The following is a 20,913-nucleotide window of genomic DNA, read 5'->3' on the forward strand; positions in this document are numbered from 1 at the left end:
TCTTGAGAAACGGGATCGGACCGCACCCAGTTCCAGGTCGCGACCCTGACCGATCCCTGACGTGCGTCCCCTACTCGACCCTGAGTGCCCTCAGCGGCTCGCCCACCTCGTGCATGTGGCGAAGCACCTGCCGGTAGGAGTCGACGAGCCCGGTCTCCGCGTAAGACATACCCACAGCATGACAGTGCGCACGGACAAGGGGCTGGGCGAGGCGCAGATGCGGCCGGGGCATGCTCGGGAAGAGGTGGTGCTCGATCTGGTAGTTCAGCCCGCCGAGGAACCAGTCGGTGAGCGCGCCGCCGCGGATGTTCCGTGAGGTGAGGACCTGGCGCTTGAGGTGGCCCCACCGCTCGCCGTCCGGGTCGGGCATTTCCATGCCCTTGTGGTTCGGGGCGAAGGCCATCCCCAGGTGCAGGCCGAAGAGAGCCTGGTGAAGGGCGGCGAAGGCGAGCGCGTGCCCCAGGGGCATGGCCGTCAGCAGGAGCGTCACGTATCCCACGAGATGGACGACCAGAAGGGGGCCTTCGACGGCTCGCTCACGGCGGCTCTGGCGGCGCAGGTCACGGAATCCGTAGACCTTCATGGCGATGCCCTGGAGGAGCGTCAGGGGGAAGAACAGCCAGGCCTGATGGCGCGTGAGCCAGCGCCGGAATCCGGCCCGGGGCCTGGCCTGCCATGCCGTGAACACCAGGATGTCGGCGGCGACGTCCGGGTCCTTCTCGGTGTGGTTGGGGTTGGCATGGTGACGGTTGTGCTTGTCGTTCCACCAGCTCACGCTCATCCCGAGGAGCAGGTTGCCGTGGATCAGGCCGATCAGGCGCGCCACCGCGCGGTTGTCGGTGATCTGGGAGTGCCCGGCGTCGTGCCCGATGAAGGCGGTGCGCGTGCACAGGACGGAGAGCACCGGGGCGAGGAGCAGCACCCACCAGGTGTGGCCGATGGCGAACAGTCCCGCGCCGACGGCCGCCAAGGCCACTGCGTTCGCGGCTATGCCGCGCGCATACCAACCGGTGCGCCGGTCGAGGAGCCCTTGTGTTTTGACGGCCCGCAGGAGTGGGGCGAAGTCGCTCCCGGAACGTTGCCGTGCGCTGATCTCACCGGGGCGTTCCGCGACGGCTGCGGCAGCCTGGGCCATGACGAGGTCTCCGGTCTCCGTGAGGATGCTCTGACCTCAGGAAACGTACGGATCAGTGACCTTCGGCGACCATGACGCCACCCCCCGTGTTCTACCGGGGGCAAGCGCCCCCGCAAAGGGGTGCTGGATACACCCCTCCGGAAGAAGTGGCATGCATCACAGCACAAGAAGTGCCCCAGGATGCGGTTTGCGAGGTACCATCGGCCGCTCCCGTCACATTAGTCAAGTTTGAGGAATGCGCCATAGCTGTGCACAAGCACTCCGCTGTCCCCCTCTCCGAGATCGCAGAACTGTCCCGCTGCTCTGTCGTGTTCGTTCCCGCTGACCCCGGGCGCACCGGCCAGGTCGCGTTCTGGCACGCCGACGGCCGCACCCCGCCCGCCCCGGCGGTCGGTGAAGTCGGCGAGCTGACGGTCGCCGTACCCGGCGACGACGGCATCCACCTCGACGTCGTACCCGCGGCACTGTTGCCGGTCGACGCCGCCCTGCCCGTCCTCACCCGCGCACGGGCCGCGTCCGGCACGCATCCCACCGCCGCCTTCTGGGGCACCGCGGCCGTCCTCGCGCTGCAACTGGCCGCCCGCGGCCTACTGTTGCCCGGCCTCACCGACAGTGATCACGACGCCTGGCGTACGGGCCCGCTCACCGCGGACGACCTGCGGCGGCTGCGTGACCTCGCGGCGTCGATGCCACCGGCCGCCCACGCCGTCCCCCTCGACGCCGCAGTGCCGCCGCGCCTGCCCGCACCGGAGCGGCTGCTGCGCCAGTTCCTGGACGCCGTGACCGATACGCTGCCGCGCTCCCCCGCGGCCGCCGCGGCGGCCGGCCGACCCGCGTTCGCCGCACCGGAACCCCAGCGCCTGCCCGCGCAGCGCGCCTGGGCCTTGGACGTCGCGGCAGGCCACGACGCCGGTGTGCGGATCTCGCTGCGCGTCGAGGTGCCCGGTCTGCTGTCCGACACCTCCGTCGAGACCCGGCTGCCGTTCCGGGCCGTCCTGCAGATCCACAGCGTCAGCGACCCCTCGCTCGTCGCGGACGCCGCCGAGGTGTGGGCCGGTTCCGGCGCCACGGCGGGCGCGTTCGGGCCGCGCGCCCGGATGGACGCCCTGCTGGCCCTGCGCCGCGCCACGCGCGCGTGGGCACCGCTCGGACCGCTGCTCTCGGCACCCGTGCCGGACGCGGTCGAGCTCGCGGACGAGGACGTCACCGAACTCCTTGGCCCGGGAGCCCGCATGCTCGCGGCGGCCGGAGTGGACGTGCACTGGCCGAGGGAACTGGCGCGCAGCCTCACCGCCCGCGCGTACATCGGCCCCGAGGACGCCGAGCACGAGGGCGGGAAGGGGCCCGACAAGCTCGGGTCGGACACCCCGTCGTACCTCTCGGCCGATGCCCTCCTCGCCTTCAACTGGCGTTTCGCGCTGGGCGACCAGGAGCTGAGCCGCGCGGAGCTCGACCGGCTCGCGGAGGCCAACCGCCCGGTGGTGCGCCTGCGGGACCAGTGGGTGCTCATCGACCCCCACGAGGCTCAGCGCGCCCGCGCGCAGCAGGACCGCAAGGTCACCCCCATCGACGCCCTGAGCGCCGCCCTGACGGGCACCACCGAGGTGGACGGCCGCCGCGTCGACGTCGAGCCCACGGGCTGGCTCGCGACCCTGCGTGAGCGGCTCTCGGACCCGGAGGGCATGGAGCCCGTCGGACAGCCCGCGGCGCTCGCCGCGGACCTGCGCGACTATCAGCTCCGGGGACTCAACTGGCTGGCCAGGATGACGTCCTTGGGGCTCGGCGGGTGCCTCGCCGACGACATGGGCCTCGGCAAGACCATCACCCTGATCTCGCTGCACCTGCACCGGCAGACCGACGAGGCGACCGCGGGACCCACGCTGGTCGTGTGCCCCACCTCCCTCATGGGCAACTGGCAGCGGGAGATCGAGAAGTTCGCGCCCGGCACGGCCGTACGCCGCTTCCACGGAGCGCAGCGCGGACTCGACGACCTGACGGACGGCGAGTTCGTCCTGACCACCTACGGAACGATGCGGCTCGACGCGAACCGCCTCGACGCGGTCGGCTGGGGCATGGTCGTCGCCGACGAGGCGCAGCACGTCAAGAACCCGTACTCGGCGACAGCCAAGCAGCTGCGCGCCATCAGCGCCCGCGCGCGCGTGGCGCTCACCGGCACACCTGTGGAGAACAACCTCTCCGAGCTGTGGGCGATCCTCGACTGGACGACTCCGGGGCTGCTCGGCAAGCTCGGCACCTTCCGCACCCGCTACGCGCAGGCCGTCGAGAGCGGTTCCGACCCGGCCGCGGCCGAACGGCTCTCCCAGCTGGTGCGCCCCTTCCTGCTGCGGCGCCGCAAGTCGGATCCGGGCATCGCCCCCGAGCTGCCCCCGAAGACGGAGACCGACCGCGCGGTCTCCCTGAGCGCCGAACAGACGGGCCTCTACGAAGCAGTGGTCCGCGAGACGCTGGCCGAGATCTCCGGAGCCGACGGCTTCGCCCGGCGCGGCCTCATCGTCAAGCTCCTGACGGGACTGAAGCAGATCTGCAACCACCCCGCGCAGTACCTCAAGGAGAACAAGCCGCGCATCACCGGACGCTCCGGAAAGCTGGAGCTCCTGGACGAACTTCTCGACACCATCCTCTCCGAGGACGCGAGCGTGCTCGTCTTCACGCAGTACGTGCAGATGGCGCGCCTCATCGAGCAGCACCTGTCGTCCCGCGGCATTCCCTCGCAGTTCCTGCACGGCGGCACTCCGGTGGCCGAGCGCGAGGCGATGGTCCGGCGCTTCCAGGACGGTGAAGTCCCGGTCTTCCTGCTCTCCTTGAAGGCGGCGGGTACCGGCCTGAACCTCACGCGGGCCGAGCACGTCGTGCACTACGACCGGTGGTGGAACCCCGCGGTCGAGGCCCAGGCGACCGACCGCGCGTACCGCATCGGCCAGACGCAGCCCGTGCAGGTGCACCGGCTGATCGCGGAGGGCACCATCGAGGACCGCATCGCCGAGATGCTGTTGCGCAAGCGCGAACTCGCCGACGCCGTCCTCGGCTCCGGAGAGGCGTCGCTCACCGAGCTGAGCGACGCCGAGCTGGCCGACCTGGTCGCGCTGCGCGGGGGGACGACGCGATGAGTGACGCGTACGACGAGACGTATGACGAGGCACACGAGGACAGCAGGATCGACGACGGGGGCGACGCATTGACCGGACACGGCGAAACAGCCGGGCAGCACAACGAGCGGACCTTCGCGGCGCTGCCTCCGGCTCACGGGCGGGGCTTCGCGGAGACCTGGTGGGGCCAGGCGTGGCTGAAGGCGTTGGAGGACACGGCGCTGGACCTCCAGCAGCTCAAGGCGGGGCGCCGGCTCGCGCGCGCCGGTCATGTGGGCGCGGTCTCCGTGCGCCCCGGCCGCATCACCGCGGTCGTGCAGGACAAGGACCGCACGCCGCACCGCTCCGATGTGCTGCTCCAGGAGCTGAGCGACGACGAGTGGGACCGCTTCCTCGGCATGGCCGTCGAGCGGGCCGGGCACATCGCCGCGCTCCTGGACCGGGAGATGCCGCCGCACCTGGTCGAGGACGCCGCGGCCGCCGGCGTCGAACTGCTCCCCGGCATCGGCGATCTGGAGCCGGAGTGCGACTGCGACGCGTGGGACCACTGCGGGCACACGGCAGCGCTGTGCTACCAGGTGGCCCGCCTGCTCGACCAGGATCCGTTCGTGCTGCTCCTGATGCGGGGGCGCGGGGAACGGGAGCTCCTCGACGAACTGCAGGTCCGCAGCGTCGCGCAGCAGTCCGTGCCGGACTCCCCGCAGGAGGAGGCCCCGGAGGCCGCTCAGGAGGGCGTGGACGCCGCTGAGGCGTACGCGGACGGCGCGGTGCTGCCTCCGCTGCCCGAACCGCCCGTGCTGCCCGCAGAACCCGGCCTGCCGCCTTCGTTGGACACGGAGGTGGAGCCCGCGCCCGGCGTGGACGTGCCCGCGTTGGAGTTCCTGGCGACCCGCGCGGCGGCCGAGGCGCACCGACTGCTGGCCGAGGCACTCGCCCCTGGGCACGAGGAGCAGCCCGCCGAGCCGGGTCTGACGCTCGAGGAGGACGCCGTCCGGCTCGCCGCCGCCTCTCCCGAGCCCGCGATCGTGGACCGGCTCGCCGCGGCCTCGGGCCGCGACCGGGACGGTCTGGCCCGAGCGGTACGCGCCTGGGAGTACGGCGGGCGTGCCGCGCTGGTCGTCCTTGAGGACGAGTGGGCGTTGGAGGCGGACGCGTTGGCACGCGCGCGTGCCTCCCTGGACGCGGCCTGGGACGAGGGCGAGCGTCCCACCCTGCGCGCGGCCCGCAACCGCTGGACGGTGACCGGTGCCGACGCGCAACTGCGCCACGGGCGCGACGGCCGCTGGTGGCCCTACCGCAAGGAGCGCGGCCGTTGGGTGCCCGCGGGTCCGGCGGCGCACGACCCGGCTACCGCGCTGGCCGCCGTCACCGCGAGTGAGTGACCGGCGCGGCGGCTGTGGCTGAAACACAGTCAGCGGCCACCGGCGTGACGGCGGTGGTGACACGTGCGCCGGGAACACCGGCGCACGCACTCACCCTGGTCAGCGATTGAGTGCGGTCATGACATCCAGGACCGTGGATCACGCCGGTTCAGTCGTGCGGGCCAAGCCGAAGGGGAGATGACAGGGCGTTGTGCCCCCGCCACTGCTGATCGCCCCGGTGATGACGGCGCCTCCTGCCCCTCGCGGGAGGCGCCGTCGGCGCGTCGCCATGCGCCGTTCACCCGCGTGCCCCCTGGCGTTCGTGACGGCGGCGAAGGGTGGCGCCGTCACCGAAATCGTGCCCCAGGAGGCCTGATGCCCTCGCGCGCCGCCGACCAGCGTCGTGTCCACCGCTCCGTAGTCTTCGGCGTGCCGCTCGCCCTGCTCACCGCCGTGGTGGTCACCGGAACAGCGGTGGGCGCGCCGACGGGCACGACGGCCGAAGCAAGGACAAGGGAGCTCACGTCACCGCCACCGCGACACTCGGCGACATCCCTCTGGGCCCCTTCAGCAACCGCCTGCTCCCCGGCACCGTGCGCGACGACCGGGATGTGGACCTCGGAGGCATCGGAAGCGACATCTACCCGGCGGGCCGCAAGGGCGAGTTCTGGACAGTCACCGACCGTGGCCCCAACGGCCAGATCAAGGTCGACGGCAAGAAGCGCCGCACGTTCCCCGTGCCCGGTTTCAACCCGGCGATCGTGAAGGTCCGGGTGTCCGGGCGCTCCGTGAAGGTGATCGACGCGCTGCCGATCACCACCCCCTCCGGGAAGCCCGTCACCGGTCTGCCCAACCAGGAGGGCCGCGACGAGGCCCCCTACACGTACAACGCCCAGAAGCCGCTCTCGTACGACCCGAACGGGCTGGACACCGAGGGCATCGTCCGGGCCGAGGACGGTTCCTTCTGGCTGGTCGACGAGTACGGTCCGTCGCTGGTCCACGTCTCCGCGCGCGGGAAGGTCATCAAGCGGCACGTCCCTAAGGGGCTGAAGCTGCGCGGCGCGGGCTATCCGGTGTCGGAGTCGCTGCCCGCCGTGCTGCTGCACCGGAAGATCAACCGCGGCTTCGAAGGGCTCGCTCTCCTGCCGAACGGTGAGCTGGTGCTCGCGGTGCAGAGCCCGTTGTCCCTTCCGGACGGGGAAGCGGGTGACGGCTCGCGGACGGCACGGCTGCTGCGGTTCTCGCCGCGGAAGCAGTCGGTCACCGCCGAGTACGCGTACCGGTTCGACCCGGTCGGTGTCGTGGACCCGGGCGAGGACGACACCTCCGAGCTCAAGATCTCCTCCGTGGTCGCCGTCGGCCGTGACCGGCTGCTCGTCGAGGAGCGCACCGACAAGGCGGCCCGGCTTCAGGTCGTACGCCTTGACCGGCGCGCCGACATTCTCGGCGCACGCTGGGACGACGCGGCGACCCGCCCGTCCTTGGAGCAGTTGGAGGACCCGGCCGCCGCGGGCGTGCCGGTCCTGCGCAAGCGCCTGGTGGTCGACCTGGGAACCGTCGACGGCGTACCCGGGAAGATCGAGGGCGTGGCCCGTGTGGGCAACCGCACGCTGGCACTGATCAACGACAACGACTTCGGGATGACCGACGGGCCGGAGGCTTTCGACAAGCACGGCCGGCTGGTGGACAGCGGCATCGAGACCAGCGTGACGTACGTGCGGCTCCCCAGGGGGCTGTGACCCGCACAGGACGCAGAGGGGCCTGTGACCCGCACGGGGCACAGGCCGCCTCAGCCCGTCGGGATCAGCGATTCGAGGTCGCTCGGCAGCCCCGTGGGCAGCGTGGGGAGGTCGCTGGGCAGTCGGGTCCTGATGTCGCTGGGCAGTTCGCTCGGGAGTTCTGAGGGGACCTCCGAGGGGATGCTCAGCGACGGCGTGGGCCTGGGCTCGCGGCTCTTGGTCTCCTCGGAAGGGCTCTTCTTGTCCGAGGAGTCGTCGCCTCCGGTGGCCAGGAGCACCACCACGACGACGACTGCCACGGCGACGATCACGGCGAGCAGGACGAACAGCCCGTTGCGCCGCCCGGGCGGCCTGCCCGGCGGTGGCTGTGACGGCAGACCGTCGTCTCCGGGAGGCGGACCGTATCCGCCCGGTGGAGGGCCGTACCCTCCGGGAGGCGGCCCGAAGTCGCCACTCCCCGGAGGGGGTACGTCACCCGGCGGCGGAGGAGGCTGCGGCGGTACCGGCGGCATGCTCATACCACCAAGAGTCGTCCTGAACCGGTCAAGAAGCGACCCCCGCGTGGAGGTTGCTACACGCCCGCCCCACGGACCGGATGATTCCGGCACAGATCCCGCTGGGCTTCGGGCGACACCGCCCGGGCCGAACCGGAATCAGCTTCGTACGCCCAGCAGGTGGTCCATGGCCAGCTGGTCGAGCCGTTCGAAGGCCATCCCGCGCGCGGCGGCCGCCTCCACGTCGAAGGCCTCGTACGCACCGCGGTCAGCGAGCAGGCCCGCGAGCCCGTCCTCCGCGGTGGGGCGCGCCAGCTCGGGCAGGCGCGCCTGGCTCAGCGCCTCGGTCACCTCGGGGTCGGCCCGGAAGGCCGCCGTACGGTCGCGCAGGATCAGGTAGTTCCGCATGCACCCGGCAGCCGATGACCACACTCCGGCGGCGTCCTCCGTACGCGGCGGCTTGAAGTCGAAGTGGCGCGGCCCCTCGTAACCGCCCCTTTCCAGGAGGTCGACCAGCCAGAAGGCGCTGCGCAGATCCCCCGCTCCGAACCGCAGGTCCTGGTCGTACTTGATGCCGTTCTGGCCGTTCAGGTCGATGTGGAAGAGCTTGCCCGCCCACAGGGCCTGGGCGATGCCGTGCGGGAAGTTCAGGCCCGCCATCTGCTCGTGGCCCACTTCGGGGTTCACGCCGTACAGTTCGGGCCGCTCCAGGCGCTCGATGAAGGCGAGGGCGTGTCCGACGGTGGGGAGCAGGATGTCGCCGCGCGGCTCGTTCGGCTTGGGTTCGATGGCGAAGCGCAGGTCGTACTCCTGCTCGGTCACATAGGCGCCCAGCAGGTCGAAGGCCTCCTTCATGCGGTCGAGGGCGTCGCGCACGTCCTTGGCGGCGCCGGACTCCGCGCCTTCCCTGCCGCCCCAGGCGACGTAGGTGCGGGCGCCGAGCTCGGCCGCCAGATCGATGTTGCGGATCGTCTTGCGCAGCGCGTAGCGGCGTACGTCGCGGTCGTTGGCGGTGAACGCGCCGTCCTTGAACACCGGGTGCGTGAACAGGTTGGTGGTCGCCATCGGCACGACCAGGCCGGTCGCGTCCAGGGCCTCCCTGAAGCGCTTGACGTGCCCGGCGCGCTCGGCATCCGTCGACCCGAACGGGATGAGGTCGTCGTCGTGGAAGGTGACTCCGTAGGCACCCAGTTCGGCCAGATGCCGTACGGAGTCGGCGGGATCAAGTGGCGCGCGGGTGGCGTCCCCGAAGGGGTCACGGCCCTGCCAGCCGACGGTCCACAGGCCGAAGCTGAACTTGTCCTCAGGGGTGGGCTGATAGCTCATGTGCGACTCCTCGCGGGCTCCTCGACCATTTCGTCATGGCGATTTACAAATTAGTATCCTCACGCACCGCTGGGAAGGTCGAAGGAAGCACGTTCCCGTGCGCACGCCCGGGAGAGCCGCCAGAACGGAGTCGCCGATGTCATCAGCGCCATCAGGCCCCCTCGTCGTCGGTGTGGACAGCTCCACGCAGTCCACGAAGGCCCTCGTCGTCGACGCGGGAACCGGGGAGGTCGTGGCGAGCGGCCAGGCTCCCCACACAGTCAGTTCCGGGGCTCTCCGGGAGAGCGATCCCGAGCAGTGGTGGGACGCCCTCTGCGAGGCCCTGCGCCAGTGCGGCGCCGCCGCGCGTGAGGCCGCCGCGGTGTCGGTCGGCGGCCAACAGCACGGGCTCGTCACACTCGACGCCCGGGGCAGGCCCGTGCGGCCGGCGCTGCTGTGGAACGACGTGCGGTCCGCGCCGCAGGCCCGAGCGCTGGTGGAGCGGTTCGGCGGCGCAAAGGCGTGGGCGGACCGCGTCGGAAGCGTCCCCGGACCCTCGTTCACGGTGACCAAGTGGGCCTGGCTCGCCGAGCACGAGCCCGCTTCGGTCCGCGCCACGGCCGCGGTGCGCCTCCCCCACGACTACCTGACGCAGCGCCTGACGGGATCCGGGACGACCGACCGCGGCGATGTCTCCGGTACGGGATGGTGGGCGTCGGCGACCGAGTCGTACGACGAGGAGATCCTGCGCCTGGTGGACCTCGATCCGGCGCTCCTGCCGCGTGTCGTGCACTCCGGAGAGGTCGCCGGGACGGTGCGCGACAGCGATGAACTGCCATTCTCCAAGGGCACACTGGTGGCTCCCGGCACCGGCGACAACGCGGCCGCCGCGCTCGGCCTGGGATTGCGGCCGGGCACCCCGGTCCTGAGCCTCGGCACGTCCGGAACGGTGTACGCCGTCTCCGAACGCCGCCCCACGGATCCGACCGGAACGGTCGCCGGTTTCGCCGACGCGCGCGGTGCGTGGCTGCCGCTGGCCTGCACGCTCAACTGCACCCTGGCCATCGACCAGGTGGCCGCACTCCTCAGCCTCGACCGGGAAGCCGTACAGCCCGGCGGAGCCGTGACCGTCCTCCCCTACCTGGACGGCGAGCGCACGCCCGACCTGCCGCGCGCCTCAGGGATGCTGCACGGCCTGCGCCACGACACGACGCCGGGGCAGGTGCTCCAGGCGGCGTACGACGGCGCGGTCCACGCTCTCCTGGGAGCGCTGGACGCCGTACTGGACGCGGAGGCCGACCGCTCCGAGCCGCTGTTGCTGATCGGCGGCGGCGCGCGCGGCACTGCCTGGCAGGAGACCGTGCGACGCCTCTCCGGAAGGCCCGTCCAGATCCCCGGAGCCCGCGAACTCGTCGCCCTGGGTGCCGCCGCACAGGCCGCCGGGCTCCTCTCCGGGGAAGACCCGGCCGCGGTCGCACGGCGCTGGGGCACCGCCCGGGGGCCTGTCCTGGAGGCTGTCGAACGGGACGAGTCGACGCTCTCCAGGATCTCGTCCTTCCTCTCCGATGCGGCACCCTTGCTGGATGGGGATCATGGGGCGTGACGGTACGGAGCGGGTGGAGGACGGCCGAGGTGAGGCGGAGGCGGGTGCGACGCGGGAGCGGACACTCACCGCACGGCAGGAACGGCCCGCTCGCGGCACCCGTGAGCGCCTCGCCGACACTCAGCAGGGCATGCGTCGCCGCAACCTCTCCCGGGTGATGCACGCGGTCGCCGCACAGGGCACACTGTCGCGCGCCGCTGTGGCGTCCCGGATCGGCCTGACCCGCGCCGCCGTGTCCACGTTGGTGGACGAGTTGATCCGTGCGGGGCTCCTGGAGGAACTGGGCCCCGAGCGTCCGGGCCGGGTGGGCCGACCCGGCTCCGCGCTCGCGGTCAGTGCACGGGGACCGGCCGGCATCGGGACGGAGATCGGTGTCGACCACCTTGCGGTGTGCGCGGTCGACCTGCGCGGTGAGGTACGCGCGCGTGCCGTGCGGCGCGTCGGCAACCGGGGTCGCGCACCCCGGCCCGTGCTCGCCGACCTCGCCGCCCTCATCCGGGACGTGGCCGGTGAGGCCGAACTGGAAGGGCTGCGTCCGGCAGGCGTCGCGGTCGCCGTCCCCGGTCTGGTCGCGCGCGACACGCACACCGTCGTCCGCGCCCCCAACCTCGACTGGCACGACGCCGACCTCGGCGCCCTGCTCCCCTTGGAACTGCCCCTGACCGTGGACAACGAGGCGAACTTCGGCGCCCTGGCGGAACTGTGGCTCGGCGGTGCGGCGCCGGCGGACTTTCTGCATGTGTCGGCCGAGATCGGCATCGGCGCGGCGCTGGTGGTCGACGGACGGTTGCTGCGGGGAAGCCGGGGCTTCGCGGGCGAGCTGGGGCATGTTCCCGTCTGGCCGGAGGGGCCGCAGTGCGCGTGCGGTGGCCGTGGCTGTCTGGAGCAGTACGCGGGCGAGGAGGCGGTGCTGCGGGCGGCGGGTCTTGCGCCGAGGGCCGACCGGGTGGGGCTGCTGGCCGAGCGGGCCCTCGCGGGTGACGCGCAAGCCAGGGCGGCGCTTCGGGATGCCGGAACCGCGCTGGGGGTCGCACTCACCGGTGCGGTGAATCTCCTCGACCCACGGGCGGTGGTGCTCGGCGGCGCGCTGTCCCGGCTGGCACCGTGGCTTCTCCCTTCCTTGGAGGGCGAGTTGGGGCGCCGCATCGCGGGTCCCGGCTGCGAGGTCGTGGTCTCCGGCGTCGGGTCGGACGGGCCGCTGCTGGGGGCGGCTCATGCGGTGGTACGGGCTGTGCTCGATGATCCGGTGGGGGTGGCCTAGGGCGGCTCGCCCGGCTGTTTGAGGCGTGCGGGAGGCTCACCCGACCGTCTTGGACATACGGACGGCTCGCCCAGCATTCTTTGCGCACGGCCCAGCCGTCCGTAGCCAGGAATTCCCTTTCGGGTTTGCGGGAATGTCACCGGTTTAGCCCAATGACGGGACCGGGTCAGCGACTTCAGCCTGCCTGATCGATGACCGTCCGGCCCACTGCGGACAGGGCGAATGAATGAGTGATTCCGCCCCTGCGCCCCAAAGTTTCCGCCCTTGTCCCCCACACGAGTGGTCGAGTTATCCACACTCGCCGCCCCGTGCACAGATGCCGCTCAGGCCCTTCCACCTCAACAGACCTGGCCCGTAACGTATTTCGCGTGAGGTCGCCACCGCACCGACGACGGGACGGGAGCGTGGCTGCACGGGCACGGACAAACCCGCCAGAGCGCAAATGATTTCAGGTAGACAGCTCGCGCGAACGAGCGCAGACAGCACACGTGAACGCCTCGCGGACGGCTCACGTCAACGACTGAGGAAAGGATGCGGAGGAACAACTCAGGACCTACACGCAACTCACCGCGGGGAGCCGAGGCGACTGCGAGAATTGCGCCTACCGCTCCCTGGACTCCCACGAATTAGCCACCCACACTGTGCAGGCGTCGGGCACCCGCCCTCTCTCCTGCACCCTCCCCCGGTGCCCCCACCACAGCTCCGCACAGCCCTTTGCCGCCCTGCACCGCCCTCGCCATGACAGCCCCGATCCGTCCCCTCACCGAGGAACCGTGCCGTCCAGCTGCTCCCCCCACCGAGAGGCAGAACAGCCATGGATCGAGCAGAACACCAAGCGAAGGACACACCACAGACCGAAACAACCGCGCCCATACCGCGCCCCGGCAGGCGCCGGATCCTCCAAGGAGCCGCTCTCGCCGCCCTCCCCACAGCGCTCCTGACGGCACGTCCGGCCGACGCGCAGGCGCGGGCGGTCGACTACCCCCTGGCCGAGTCGGTGCCGGCCAGCACCTCCAACTACACCGCCGCCAACCGTCCCACCACCTATCCGGTCGAGTACGTGATCATTCACGTCACCCAGGAGACCTACGCCGACACACTCGCCATCTTCAAGAACCCGGCGAAGAAGGTCTCCGCGCACTACGTCGTCCGCTCGGCGGACGGGCACATCGCCCAGTGCGTCCGCGAGCGCAACGTCGGCTGGCACGCGGGCAACTGGAGCTACAACACACGCAGCATCGGCATCGAGCACGAAGGGTGGGTGGACAAACCGCAGTACTTCACCGACGAGATGTACGAGCAGTCCGCGGCCCTGACCGCGGCGATCTGCAAGAAGTACGGCATCCCCAAGGACCGAGAGCACATCATCGGCCATGTCGAGGTGCCGGGGGCGGATCACACCGACCCCGGCCGCCACTGGGACTGGTCGCGCTACATCCGCATGGTGAACTTCGCCTGACCTCAGCATCGGCAGCCCCCGACGGCGAAGCAGTCACCGGCAGCTCGGGCCGACCCAGTGCCCCCAAGAGCCGGCCCGGAGCCGCCCAGGGCCACCCGAGGACCAGTCGAGGGCGGACCGCAGAAGGTCGAGGACCAGCCGACGTGAGTGCGCGGATGCTTGTCGGCTCGAGTTCCCGGGGTGACGATGACAGCACCGCATCGCCGCCCCGGGAGGACCGAGTTGACCGATCCATGGGTAGCTCTGGAGTTCGGCACCGACCCCGCCGAGCGGGTCCGGACGATGCGGAGCGCGCATGAGCGGTTCACGGCGGCGGGCACCGTCACCCGACCCGTGCGGGCCGTGGTGGCCGAGTCGTGGCGCCGCTCGGTGCGGGCGCGGGTCAGCCCGGAGGACACCGGGGCGTCGGTCGAGCTGACGGCCGGGGACCTGGGGGCGTATCGGGCGGAGCATCCGCTGTCGCGGGTGATGCCGGTGTTCCGCGAGTTGATGGGCGGCTTCGCCAAGGACGGGGAGCATCTGCTGGCGGTGTGTGACGCGCACGGCAGGCTGCTGTGGGTCGAGGGGCACCCCGCCACCCGGACGCGGGCCAGGCGGATGAACTTCGTCCCGGGTGCGCGGTGGGCGGAGTCGGCGATGGGCACGAACGCGCCGGGAACGGCGGTTGCCGTGGACAGGCCGGTGCAGGTGTTCGCGACGGAGCACTTCGTGCGCAGGGTGCAGCCCTGGACATGCGCGGCCGCCCCCGTGCACGACCCACGTTCCGGCCGACTGCTCGGGGCCGTCGACATCACCGGCGGCGACGGGCTCGCGCATCCGCACAGCCTCGCCTTCGTGCAGGCGGTGGCGCGAGCGGCGGAGTCCCAACTGGCCCTCCTGTCACCGCCGGTGGAGGCGGACGGCGCGTGGGAGCTGACGGCGCTCGGGCGCGACGAGGCGCTGCTCGTCGCGAACGGTCGCAAGGTGCGGTTGAGCCGGCGGCACAGCGAGATCGTGGTGCTGCTCGCCCGGCACCCGGAAGGGCTGACGGGAGATGAGTTGCTGTGCGCGTTGTACGAGGACGAGTCGGTGACGCCGGTGACGTTGAGGGCGGAGTTGGCGCGGCTGCGGCAGGTGGTCGGGCCCGAGATGCTGCGGTCGCGGCCGTACCGCCTGGCGGTGCGGGTCACGTCGGATGTGGATGTCGTGGAGCGACGCCTCGGGTGCGGGGCGGTGACGGCGGCGGTGTCGGGGTACGCGGGGCCACTCCTGCCGGGGTCGCAGGCGCCGGCCGTGGCGCGGTTGCGGCGGCGGCTGGCCGACCAGGTGCGGGCGGCGCTGATCGCGCGGGGTGACCCGGACCTGCTGTCGGACTGGGTGCACGCGCCGTGGGGCGAGGACGACGCGGAGATGTGGCGGGCCTTGGCGGCGGTACGGCCGACGGCGCCGGTGGTGGCGCGGTTGCGGTCCCTCGAGGGTGAGTTGACGGCCGATGCGGTGGACAGCACCGGCCGACGCCCGTAGTAGCGCCGTCGCGCGGGGCTCACGGGCAACGGCGCCTCCTTCGGGCCCCACCGAGGCGAGGCATCGGCCCCGGTCCCATCGTGGCCGTATCCGTGGACCTGTCCGAAACCGTAGCCGTGGCTGTAGCCGTGGACCTGTCCATAGCCATGGCCGTCGCCGTGGCCGTGGCCGCGGCGCGCAACCTACTTGCAACCTCCGCCTCCCTAACCTCCGGCGGAGAGCTGCCCAATGGCGGGCGGCGTGTCCGGGGAGGCAGTCAAGATGGCCCGTTACGCAGCGCCCGGTACGGAGGGCGCAGTCGTCGCCTATGAGGCCCGGTACGACCACTTCATCGGCGGGGAGTATGTGGCGCCGGCGCGGGGGCAGTACTTCGAGAACCCGAGCCCGGTGAACGGGCAGCCGTTCACCGAGATCGCGCGGGGCACGGCCGAGGACGTGGAGCGCGCCCTGGACGCGGCGCACGCGGCGGCGCCGGCGTGGGGGCGTACGTCGGTGGGTGAGCGGGCGGCCGTCCTCAGGCAGATCGCCGACCGCATGGAGGCCGGGCTCGAAACGCTCGCGGTGGCGGAGAGCTGGGAGAACGGCAAGCCGGTGCGGGAGACGCTGGCCGCCGACATTCCCCTGGCCATCGACCACTTCCGCTACTTCGCGGGGGTGATCCGCGCGCAGGAGGGTTCGCTCAGCGAGCTCGACGACGACACCATCGCGTACCACTTCCACGAGCCGCTGGGTGTGGTCGCGCAGATCATCCCGTGGAACTTCCCGATCCTGATGGCGACGTGGAAGCTGGCGCCCGCGCTCGCCGCGGGCAACACGGTCGTCCTGAAGCCCGCCGAGCAGACACCGGCGTCGATCCATGTCTGGCTGAGCCTGGTCAGCGATCTGCTGCCGCCCGGGGTGGTCAACGTCGTCAACGGCTTCGGCGTGGAGGCGGGCAAGCCGCTCGCGTCGAGTCCGCGCGTCGCGAAGGTCGCGTTCACCGGGGAGACGACGACGGGGCGGCTGATCATGCAGTACGCCTCGGAGAACATCAAGCCGGTGACGCTGGAGCTCGGCGGCAAGAGCCCGAACATCTTCTTCGACGACGTGTGGGCCGCCGACGACGACTTCCGCGACAAGGCGCTCGAAGGCTTCACCATGTTCGCGCTCAACCAGGGCGAGGTCTGTACGTGTCCGTCGCGGGCGCTGATCCAGCGCGGCCACTACAGCGAGTTCCTGGAGGCGGCGATCGCCCGGACCGAGGCGATCAAGCCGGGGCACCCGCTGGACACGGACACGATGATCGGCGCACAGGCCTCCAACGACCAGCTGGAGAAGATCCTCTCGTATCTGGACATCGGCCAGCAGGAGGGTGCGAAAGTCCTGGCGGGTGGTCAGCGCGTCGAGTACGACGGCGAGTTGGCGGGTGGCTGGTACGTGCAGCCCACGATCTTCGAGGGCGACAACCGGATGCGGGTCTTCCAAGAGGAGATCTTCGGCCCCGTCGTGTCGGTCGCGTCGTTCAACGACTTCGACGACGCCATCAAGATCGCCAACGACACGCTGTACGGCCTGGGTGCCGGGGTGTGGACGCGGGACATGAACACCGCGTACCGCGCGGGCCGTTCGATCCAAGCGGGCCGCGTGTGGACGAACTGCTACCACGCGTACCCGGCGCACGCGGCGTTCGGCGGCTACAAGCAGTCCGGGATCGGCCGTGAGACGCACAAGATGATGCTGGAGCACTACCAGCAGACGAAGAACCTTCTGGTGTCGTACTCGCCGAAGAAGCTCGGCTTCTTCTAGAGGCATGAGAGAAGGCGCCTGACCTGGGCTCTTGCCCGTCAGGCGCCTTTCGCTCGGCCCACCCCTGTTCCCGCCCCTGTTCCCGCCCCGTTTCCGAGAGGCCGCCGCCCACAGGGATCATGAAGGGCATGGAACTGCGTGGGGACAAGGTCGTACTGCGGTCTGCGACACACGACGACGGTGGGGTGCTCGACGCGATCGTCCGGGAGCCGGAAGTCGCGGTGTGTTGATCCCGGCGAACCAGGTGTCCAGGTTCGTCGCGGCGTAGTCGGCCGGACCCGTGCGGGGGCCGGTGCGGCGGCGGCCCGCCTGGGCCCATCCGTGGACGTGGTCCGCCCATCGTTCGTGTGCGGCCTGCCGGGAGCTGTCAGGAGGGCCCGGGCAGTCGGGCGTCTCCACCCGACGCCCGGCTCCGGTTCGTCGCGTGCCTCTCGTCGGCGCTCTGGGCCCCAGGTCCGCTTCGGGGCGCGCGGCGGGGCAGCGGTTTCCGGGTGCGGCGCTACCGTCATGAGGGTGACGGGAATCAATGCCGATCAGCGGTGGTCCGAGTCCATGTCGGCTGCCTACGAGCAGTATCTGGTGCCGGTGGTCTTCCGGCCCTTCGCCGAGGACCTGGCCGCGAGAGCGGCGGTACTGCGACCTCGGCGGATTCTTGAACTGGCCGCGGGTACGGGTGTGTTGACGTCACGTCTGCTCGCGGCGGCACCGTCGGCCAAAGTCACGGCCACCGACCTCAACGAGGCCATGGTCGCCTTCGGGGCGTCCCGGGTCCCGGGCGCGGTGTGGCGGACGGCCCCCGCGCAGCGGCTGCCCTTCCCGGGCGGAGGCTTCGACCTGGTGGTCTGCCAGTTCGGCGTGATGTTCTTTCCCGACCGGGTCGCGGCCTTCAGCGAGGTCCAGCGGGTGCTGGGCCCGGGCGGCCAGTTCTTGTTCAACACCTGGGGCCCACTCAGTACGCACGGTTCCGAAGTCGCGTTGCAGGCGAGTCTGGAGCGGGCCTTTCCGGCCGACCCGCCCCGGTTCTTCCCGACGGTTCCGCACGGCTACGCCGACCCCGCTGTCGTGACCGCTGATCTGACGGCCGCCGGGTTCGCCGTCGAGGAGGAGCAGGAGCTGACGCTTCAGGGCCGGGCCGCCTCGACCGCCGACCTCGCCACCGGATACCTCACCGGGACGCCGGTGCGCGCGGCCGTGGAGGAACGCGGCGGCGGACCGGCTGTCCTGGCCACCGTCATCGACGAGATGACGTCCCGACTGGGCCCGGGGCCGGTCACCGCCCCGATGACGGCGTACGTCTTCCGCACCGCTCCCGCATGAGTACGGGAGCGGTGCGGCATCCGCAGCGCGCGGCAGCAGGAGCGATCAGGCGAAGCGGCGGACGAACACGTCCGACTTGCCGTTGGTGTCACCGGGCACGATGTCGTCGGCCTTGGACGCGAAGACCACGTCGTGTCCACCCGTGCTGACCGCGTCGACCCCGGCCGAGGCGGGCTGGTTCGAGACGACCTCGTCGGTGCCCGCGCCCAGGTCGCGCAGGACGAGCGACGGTCCGGTCGTGTCGTTCGGGGCGTACAGCAGATGGTTGCCGGTGGGGTCGATGGCCAGGCCCTTGACGTCCGGGACTCGTTGGGCGGTGCCCGAGCTCACGTCGTGGACGTAGGTGTCGGAGCCGGAGAGGTAGACGACCTTGCTGCCGTCCTCGCTGATCTGCACGATCGTCGCTTCCTTGGCCGGGCCCTCGATCGGGTCGGAGGTGGAGCCGTGGTCCCGGTCCCACACGAAGACGTCCTTGGCCTTGCCGTCCTGGTAGGCGACGAAGCGGCCGTCACCGCTGATGGACGGGCGGGACGGCGCGGTGTGGTCGAACCAGGCCAGTTCCTGCTTGGTGTTGGCCTGCCAGTCCCATACGTCGATGCGCTGACTGGACGACGGCCGACCGATGGTGGCCACATTGGCGACATAGCGGCCGTCCCCACTCAGCGACGGCTGACTGCAGTTGAGAGCATCGCAGTTGAGGCCGATCGAACTGCCCGCGGTCCATTGGGCCAGCTTGACCTTGGTGTCCCTGAACAGCAGCACCCAGTACGCGGAGTACTCCCCGTCACCGCTGATCACCGGGGAGCCGATCGGGTAGCTGCCCACCTGCTTGAGCTGCCCCGACGGCTCGTCACGCAGATACACCCGGTCGCTTCCCGCGGCGTTGCCGGGCGTGAAGTTCTTCGCCGACGACGTGAAGGCGATGCGGCGTCCGTCGGTCGTGATCGCGCCACCGGTGGAATCGCCGTCGGACTGCGTGCCGTCGGCCGCGACACTGATCCTCTCCACACCGGCTCCGCTGTCTCGCGCGTCACCCGCGGGCTCGGCCGAGGCGGCGGCTCCGGGCAGCACCGCGGTGACCGCGCACACCACGACCGCCGCGCCTGACGCACCCCACACGCGTCTGGTGGTTCTCCGGTCGGTGTTTCCCCTCATTTTTCCCCCACTCGGAAAGGTCGTGCCCCCGGTCCCCTACCGGAGGTCCCCCAGCATGCAACCGCGACGGCGCTGAGGGGTCAATGAGGCACATGACATGTGAGAGGTGTCGTTTCGGTCATAGGGGATCGGGACCCGAACGCCACCCGCGACTCCTCGGGATCGGCCCGGCCGCGGCGCCACGCTCGACCGGCTCTGGGCCGGTGTCGAGCACGTCGAATGTGTCGAGTGCGTCGAGCACTGCGTCGCCGTTCACCCTCGCCCATTCGGCCAGGACGCGGATGGGCTCGATCAACGTCGTGCCGAGCGGGGTGAGTTCGTACTCGACGCGGGGTGGCACCTCGGCGTAGGCATGGCGGCGGATCAGTCCGTGTGCCTCGAGCCGTCGGAGCGTCTGGGTGAGCACCTTGCGGGAGATGCCGCCGATCAGTTCGATCAGCTTGCCGTGGCGGACGGGGCCTTCGCTGAGGCCTGCCAGCACGACCACCGTCCACTTGTCGGCGATCAGCTCGACCGCCAGACGCGCCGGACAGTCAGCGAGAAAGAGGTCATCGGGACCAGTACGGCTCATGGGTTCCTAAGGTACCTGCCGGTTCCTGTCGGAAACCTAGCCTGGATTTCCCCCCTTCTTCCCCCCCCTTCTTCCCCCCCTCCTTCCGCCCCCTTCCTCCCCCCTCTTTCCGCCCCCTTCTTCCCTCCTCTTCTCCCCCTTCTTCCTGACTTCTTCCCGACCTCTTTCCGAACCAGGAGAGTCATGCGAGTCATCACGCAGCAGTCCCTCGGCGGTCCCGAAGTGCTCACCATCGTGGACGCGCCCGATCCCCGGCCCCTCCCGACGGAGGTGCTCGTCCGCGTCAAGGCGATCGGGCTCAACCCGCTGGAGGCGCGCCTGCGCGCCGGTGAGTTCCCGCTGCTCGGGCGGCCGCCGTTCGTCCTCGGCTGGGACATCAGCGGTGTGGTCGAGGAGGGGGCGCTGACGTGGCGGTTCAGGCCCGGAGACGAGGTGTTCGGGATGCCGTTGTTCCCGCGGGCGGCGCGCGCGTACGCCGAGACCGTGTCCGCGCCGGCGTTGCACCTGGCGCGCAAGCCCGCGTCGCTGTCGCACGTCGAGGCGGCGGCGCTGCCGATCGTGGGGCTGACGGCATGGCAGGGCCTCGTCGACCTCGGAGGCGTGAGCCAGGGTGACAGGGTCCTGGTCCATGCCGGTGGTGGCGGCGTCGGCCACGTCGCGATCCAGATCGCGAAAGCCCTCGGCGCGTACGTGATCACGACTGCCAGTAGGAGCAAGCGGGCGTTCGTCGAAAGCTTCGGCGCCGACGAGGTCATCGACTACACCGCGGTCGACTTCACCAGGGCGGTCCGGGACGTCGACGTCGTGCTCGACACGATCGGCGGTGACACCGTCGAGCAGTCCCTCGAAGTGCTCCGCCCGGGCGGTCACCTGGTGACGGCGGTCGCCGATGAGGACGCGCGGCTCATCGCCAAGTACGAGGCGGCCGGCATGCGTTTCAGCGGGATCGCGGTCGACCCCGATCCGGTCGCCCTGCGGGGTCTCGTCGACCTCGTCGAGCAGGGCAGGCTCCGGGTCCACGTACAGGAGACGTTCCCGTTCGAACGCGTCGCCGACGCGCACCGGTTGCTCGACGGCGGTCACCTCCGGGGCAAGCTCGTCCTCACCCTCTGATCCCG

The 20,913-nt window shown here is 71.0% G+C and carries 14 protein-coding genes and 2 pseudogenes; 11 read left to right on the plus strand and 5 right to left on the minus strand.

Features of this window, described 5'->3' with window-relative positions; genetic code table 11:
• Positions 1-70 precede the first annotated feature (70 nt).
• Complete coding sequence (locus AB6L24_RS02865; RefSeq protein ID WP_405651709.1) at positions 71-1,135, minus strand: fatty acid desaturase family protein; 1,065 nt, start codon at positions 1,133-1,135, stop codon at positions 71-73.
• Positions 1,136-1,443: 308 nt separating this feature from the next.
• On the opposite strand from AB6L24_RS02865, the gene AB6L24_RS02870 reads away from it, so the two are divergent.
• From AB6L24_RS02870 to AB6L24_RS02880, 3 genes and pseudogenes are all read left to right on the plus strand, one after another.
• Complete coding sequence (locus tag AB6L24_RS02870) at positions 1,444-4,263, plus strand: SNF2-related protein (protein ID WP_405651712.1); 2,820 nt, start codon at positions 1,444-1,446, stop codon at positions 4,261-4,263.
• Entirely contained in the window at positions 4,260-5,624 is a 1,365-nt protein-coding gene (locus AB6L24_RS02875; RefSeq protein WP_405651715.1) for an SWF or SNF family helicase, read from the plus strand. Before AB6L24_RS02870 ends, AB6L24_RS02875 begins: the two co-directional genes overlap by 4 nt.
• Positions 5,625-5,978: 354 nt before the next feature.
• A pseudogene (locus AB6L24_RS02880) lies at positions 5,979-7,342 on the plus strand (esterase-like activity of phytase family protein).
• Positions 7,343-7,392: 50 nt separating this feature from the next.
• Here AB6L24_RS02880 and AB6L24_RS02885 read toward each other — a convergent pair.
• Together AB6L24_RS02885 and xylA are read right to left on the minus strand one after the other, a co-directional pair.
• The gene (locus tag AB6L24_RS02885; RefSeq protein WP_405651717.1) at positions 7,393-7,653 is read right to left on the minus strand and encodes a hypothetical protein; all 261 of its coding nucleotides are present in this window, start codon (positions 7,651-7,653) and stop codon (positions 7,393-7,395) included.
• A gap of 342 nt (positions 7,654-7,995) precedes the next feature.
• Positions 7,996-9,162 (minus strand): xylose isomerase, encoded by a 1,167-nt coding sequence (xylA, locus tag AB6L24_RS02890; protein WP_405651719.1) that lies wholly within the window; start codon positions 9,160-9,162, stop codon positions 7,996-7,998.
• A 136-nt stretch (positions 9,163-9,298) separates the two neighbouring features.
• On the opposite strand from xylA, the gene xylB reads away from it, so the two are divergent.
• The 7 genes and pseudogenes from xylB to AB6L24_RS02925 all read left to right on the plus strand — a co-directional run bounded on the left by xylB (position 9,299) and on the right by AB6L24_RS02925 (position 18,069).
• Positions 9,299-10,744 (plus strand): xylulokinase, encoded by a 1,446-nt coding sequence (gene xylB, locus AB6L24_RS02895; RefSeq protein ID WP_405651722.1) that lies wholly within the window; start codon positions 9,299-9,301, stop codon positions 10,742-10,744.
• A 130-nt stretch (positions 10,745-10,874) separates the two neighbouring features.
• The gene (locus AB6L24_RS02900; protein WP_405657010.1) at positions 10,875-12,005 is read left to right on the plus strand and encodes an ROK family protein; all 1,131 of its coding nucleotides are present in this window, start codon (positions 10,875-10,877) and stop codon (positions 12,003-12,005) included.
• 814 nt (positions 12,006-12,819) lie between these two features.
• Positions 12,820-13,464, plus strand: coding sequence for an N-acetylmuramoyl-L-alanine amidase (locus AB6L24_RS02905; protein WP_405651725.1), 645 nt, complete (start codon positions 12,820-12,822; stop codon positions 13,462-13,464).
• Between the two features lie 222 nt (positions 13,465-13,686).
• A complete protein-coding gene (locus AB6L24_RS02910; protein ID WP_405651728.1) occupies positions 13,687-14,967 on the plus strand; it encodes a GAF domain-containing protein in 1,281 nt (426 codons plus the stop codon).
• A gap of 261 nt (positions 14,968-15,228) precedes the next feature.
• The gene (locus tag AB6L24_RS02915; RefSeq protein WP_405651730.1) at positions 15,229-16,752 is read left to right on the plus strand and encodes an aldehyde dehydrogenase family protein; all 1,524 of its coding nucleotides are present in this window, start codon (positions 15,229-15,231) and stop codon (positions 16,750-16,752) included.
• Positions 16,753-16,880: 128 nt separating this feature from the next.
• Positions 16,881-16,973, plus strand: a pseudogene (locus AB6L24_RS02920) (aminoglycoside 6'-N-acetyltransferase); the annotation flags it as partial.
• 286 nt (positions 16,974-17,259) lie between these two features.
• A complete protein-coding gene (locus tag AB6L24_RS02925) occupies positions 17,260-18,069 on the plus strand; it encodes a class I SAM-dependent methyltransferase (protein WP_405651732.1) in 810 nt (269 codons plus the stop codon).
• 45 nt (positions 18,070-18,114) lie between these two features.
• Here AB6L24_RS02925 and AB6L24_RS02930 read toward each other — a convergent pair whose 3' ends face one another.
• Together AB6L24_RS02930 and AB6L24_RS02935 are read right to left on the minus strand one after the other, a co-directional pair.
• Positions 18,115-19,188, minus strand: a complete 1,074-nt coding sequence (locus AB6L24_RS02930) for a hypothetical protein (protein ID WP_405651734.1) — start codon at positions 19,186-19,188, stop codon at positions 18,115-18,117.
• 154 nt (positions 19,189-19,342) lie between these two features.
• Complete coding sequence (locus AB6L24_RS02935) at positions 19,343-19,795, minus strand: winged helix-turn-helix transcriptional regulator (RefSeq protein ID WP_405651737.1); 453 nt, start codon at positions 19,793-19,795, stop codon at positions 19,343-19,345.
• A 183-nt stretch (positions 19,796-19,978) separates the two neighbouring features.
• Between AB6L24_RS02935 and AB6L24_RS02940 the strand changes: the two genes are divergently transcribed.
• Positions 19,979-20,908, plus strand: coding sequence for an NADP-dependent oxidoreductase (locus AB6L24_RS02940; RefSeq protein WP_405651739.1), 930 nt, complete (start codon positions 19,979-19,981; stop codon positions 20,906-20,908).
• Positions 20,909-20,913 lie beyond the last annotated feature (5 nt).

This window comes from Streptomyces sp. RK9 (assembly GCF_045070545.1).
In the GTDB taxonomy this organism is placed as follows: domain Bacteria; phylum Actinomycetota; class Actinomycetes; order Streptomycetales; family Streptomycetaceae; genus Streptomyces; species Streptomyces alboflavus.

Bases quoted from the DNA above. Each gene is read 5' to 3' on its own strand.
- AB6L24_RS02865 (WP_405651709.1), bottom strand. From the start codon at position 1,135: ATGGCCCAGGCTGCCGCAGCCGTCGCGGAACGCCCCGGTGAGATCAGC.
- AB6L24_RS02875 (WP_405651715.1), top strand. From the start codon at position 4,260: ATGAGTGACGCGTACGACGAGACGTATGACGAGGCACACGAGGACAGC.
- xylA (WP_405651719.1), bottom strand. From the start codon at position 9,162: ATGAGCTATCAGCCCACCCCTGAGGACAAGTTCAGCTTCGGCCTGTGG.
- xylB (WP_405651722.1), top strand. From the start codon at position 9,299: ATGTCATCAGCGCCATCAGGCCCCCTCGTCGTCGGTGTGGACAGCTCC.
- AB6L24_RS02900 (WP_405657010.1), top strand. From the start codon at position 10,875: ATGCGTCGCCGCAACCTCTCCCGGGTGATGCACGCGGTCGCCGCACAG.
- AB6L24_RS02905 (WP_405651725.1), top strand. From the start codon at position 12,820: ATGGATCGAGCAGAACACCAAGCGAAGGACACACCACAGACCGAAACA.
- AB6L24_RS02915 (WP_405651730.1), top strand. From the start codon at position 15,229: ATGGCCCGTTACGCAGCGCCCGGTACGGAGGGCGCAGTCGTCGCCTAT.
- AB6L24_RS02925 (WP_405651732.1), top strand. From the start codon at position 17,260: ATGAGGGTGACGGGAATCAATGCCGATCAGCGGTGGTCCGAGTCCATG.
- AB6L24_RS02935 (WP_405651737.1), bottom strand. From the start codon at position 19,795: ATGAGCCGTACTGGTCCCGATGACCTCTTTCTCGCTGACTGTCCGGCG.
- AB6L24_RS02940 (WP_405651739.1), top strand. From the start codon at position 19,979: ATGCGAGTCATCACGCAGCAGTCCCTCGGCGGTCCCGAAGTGCTCACC.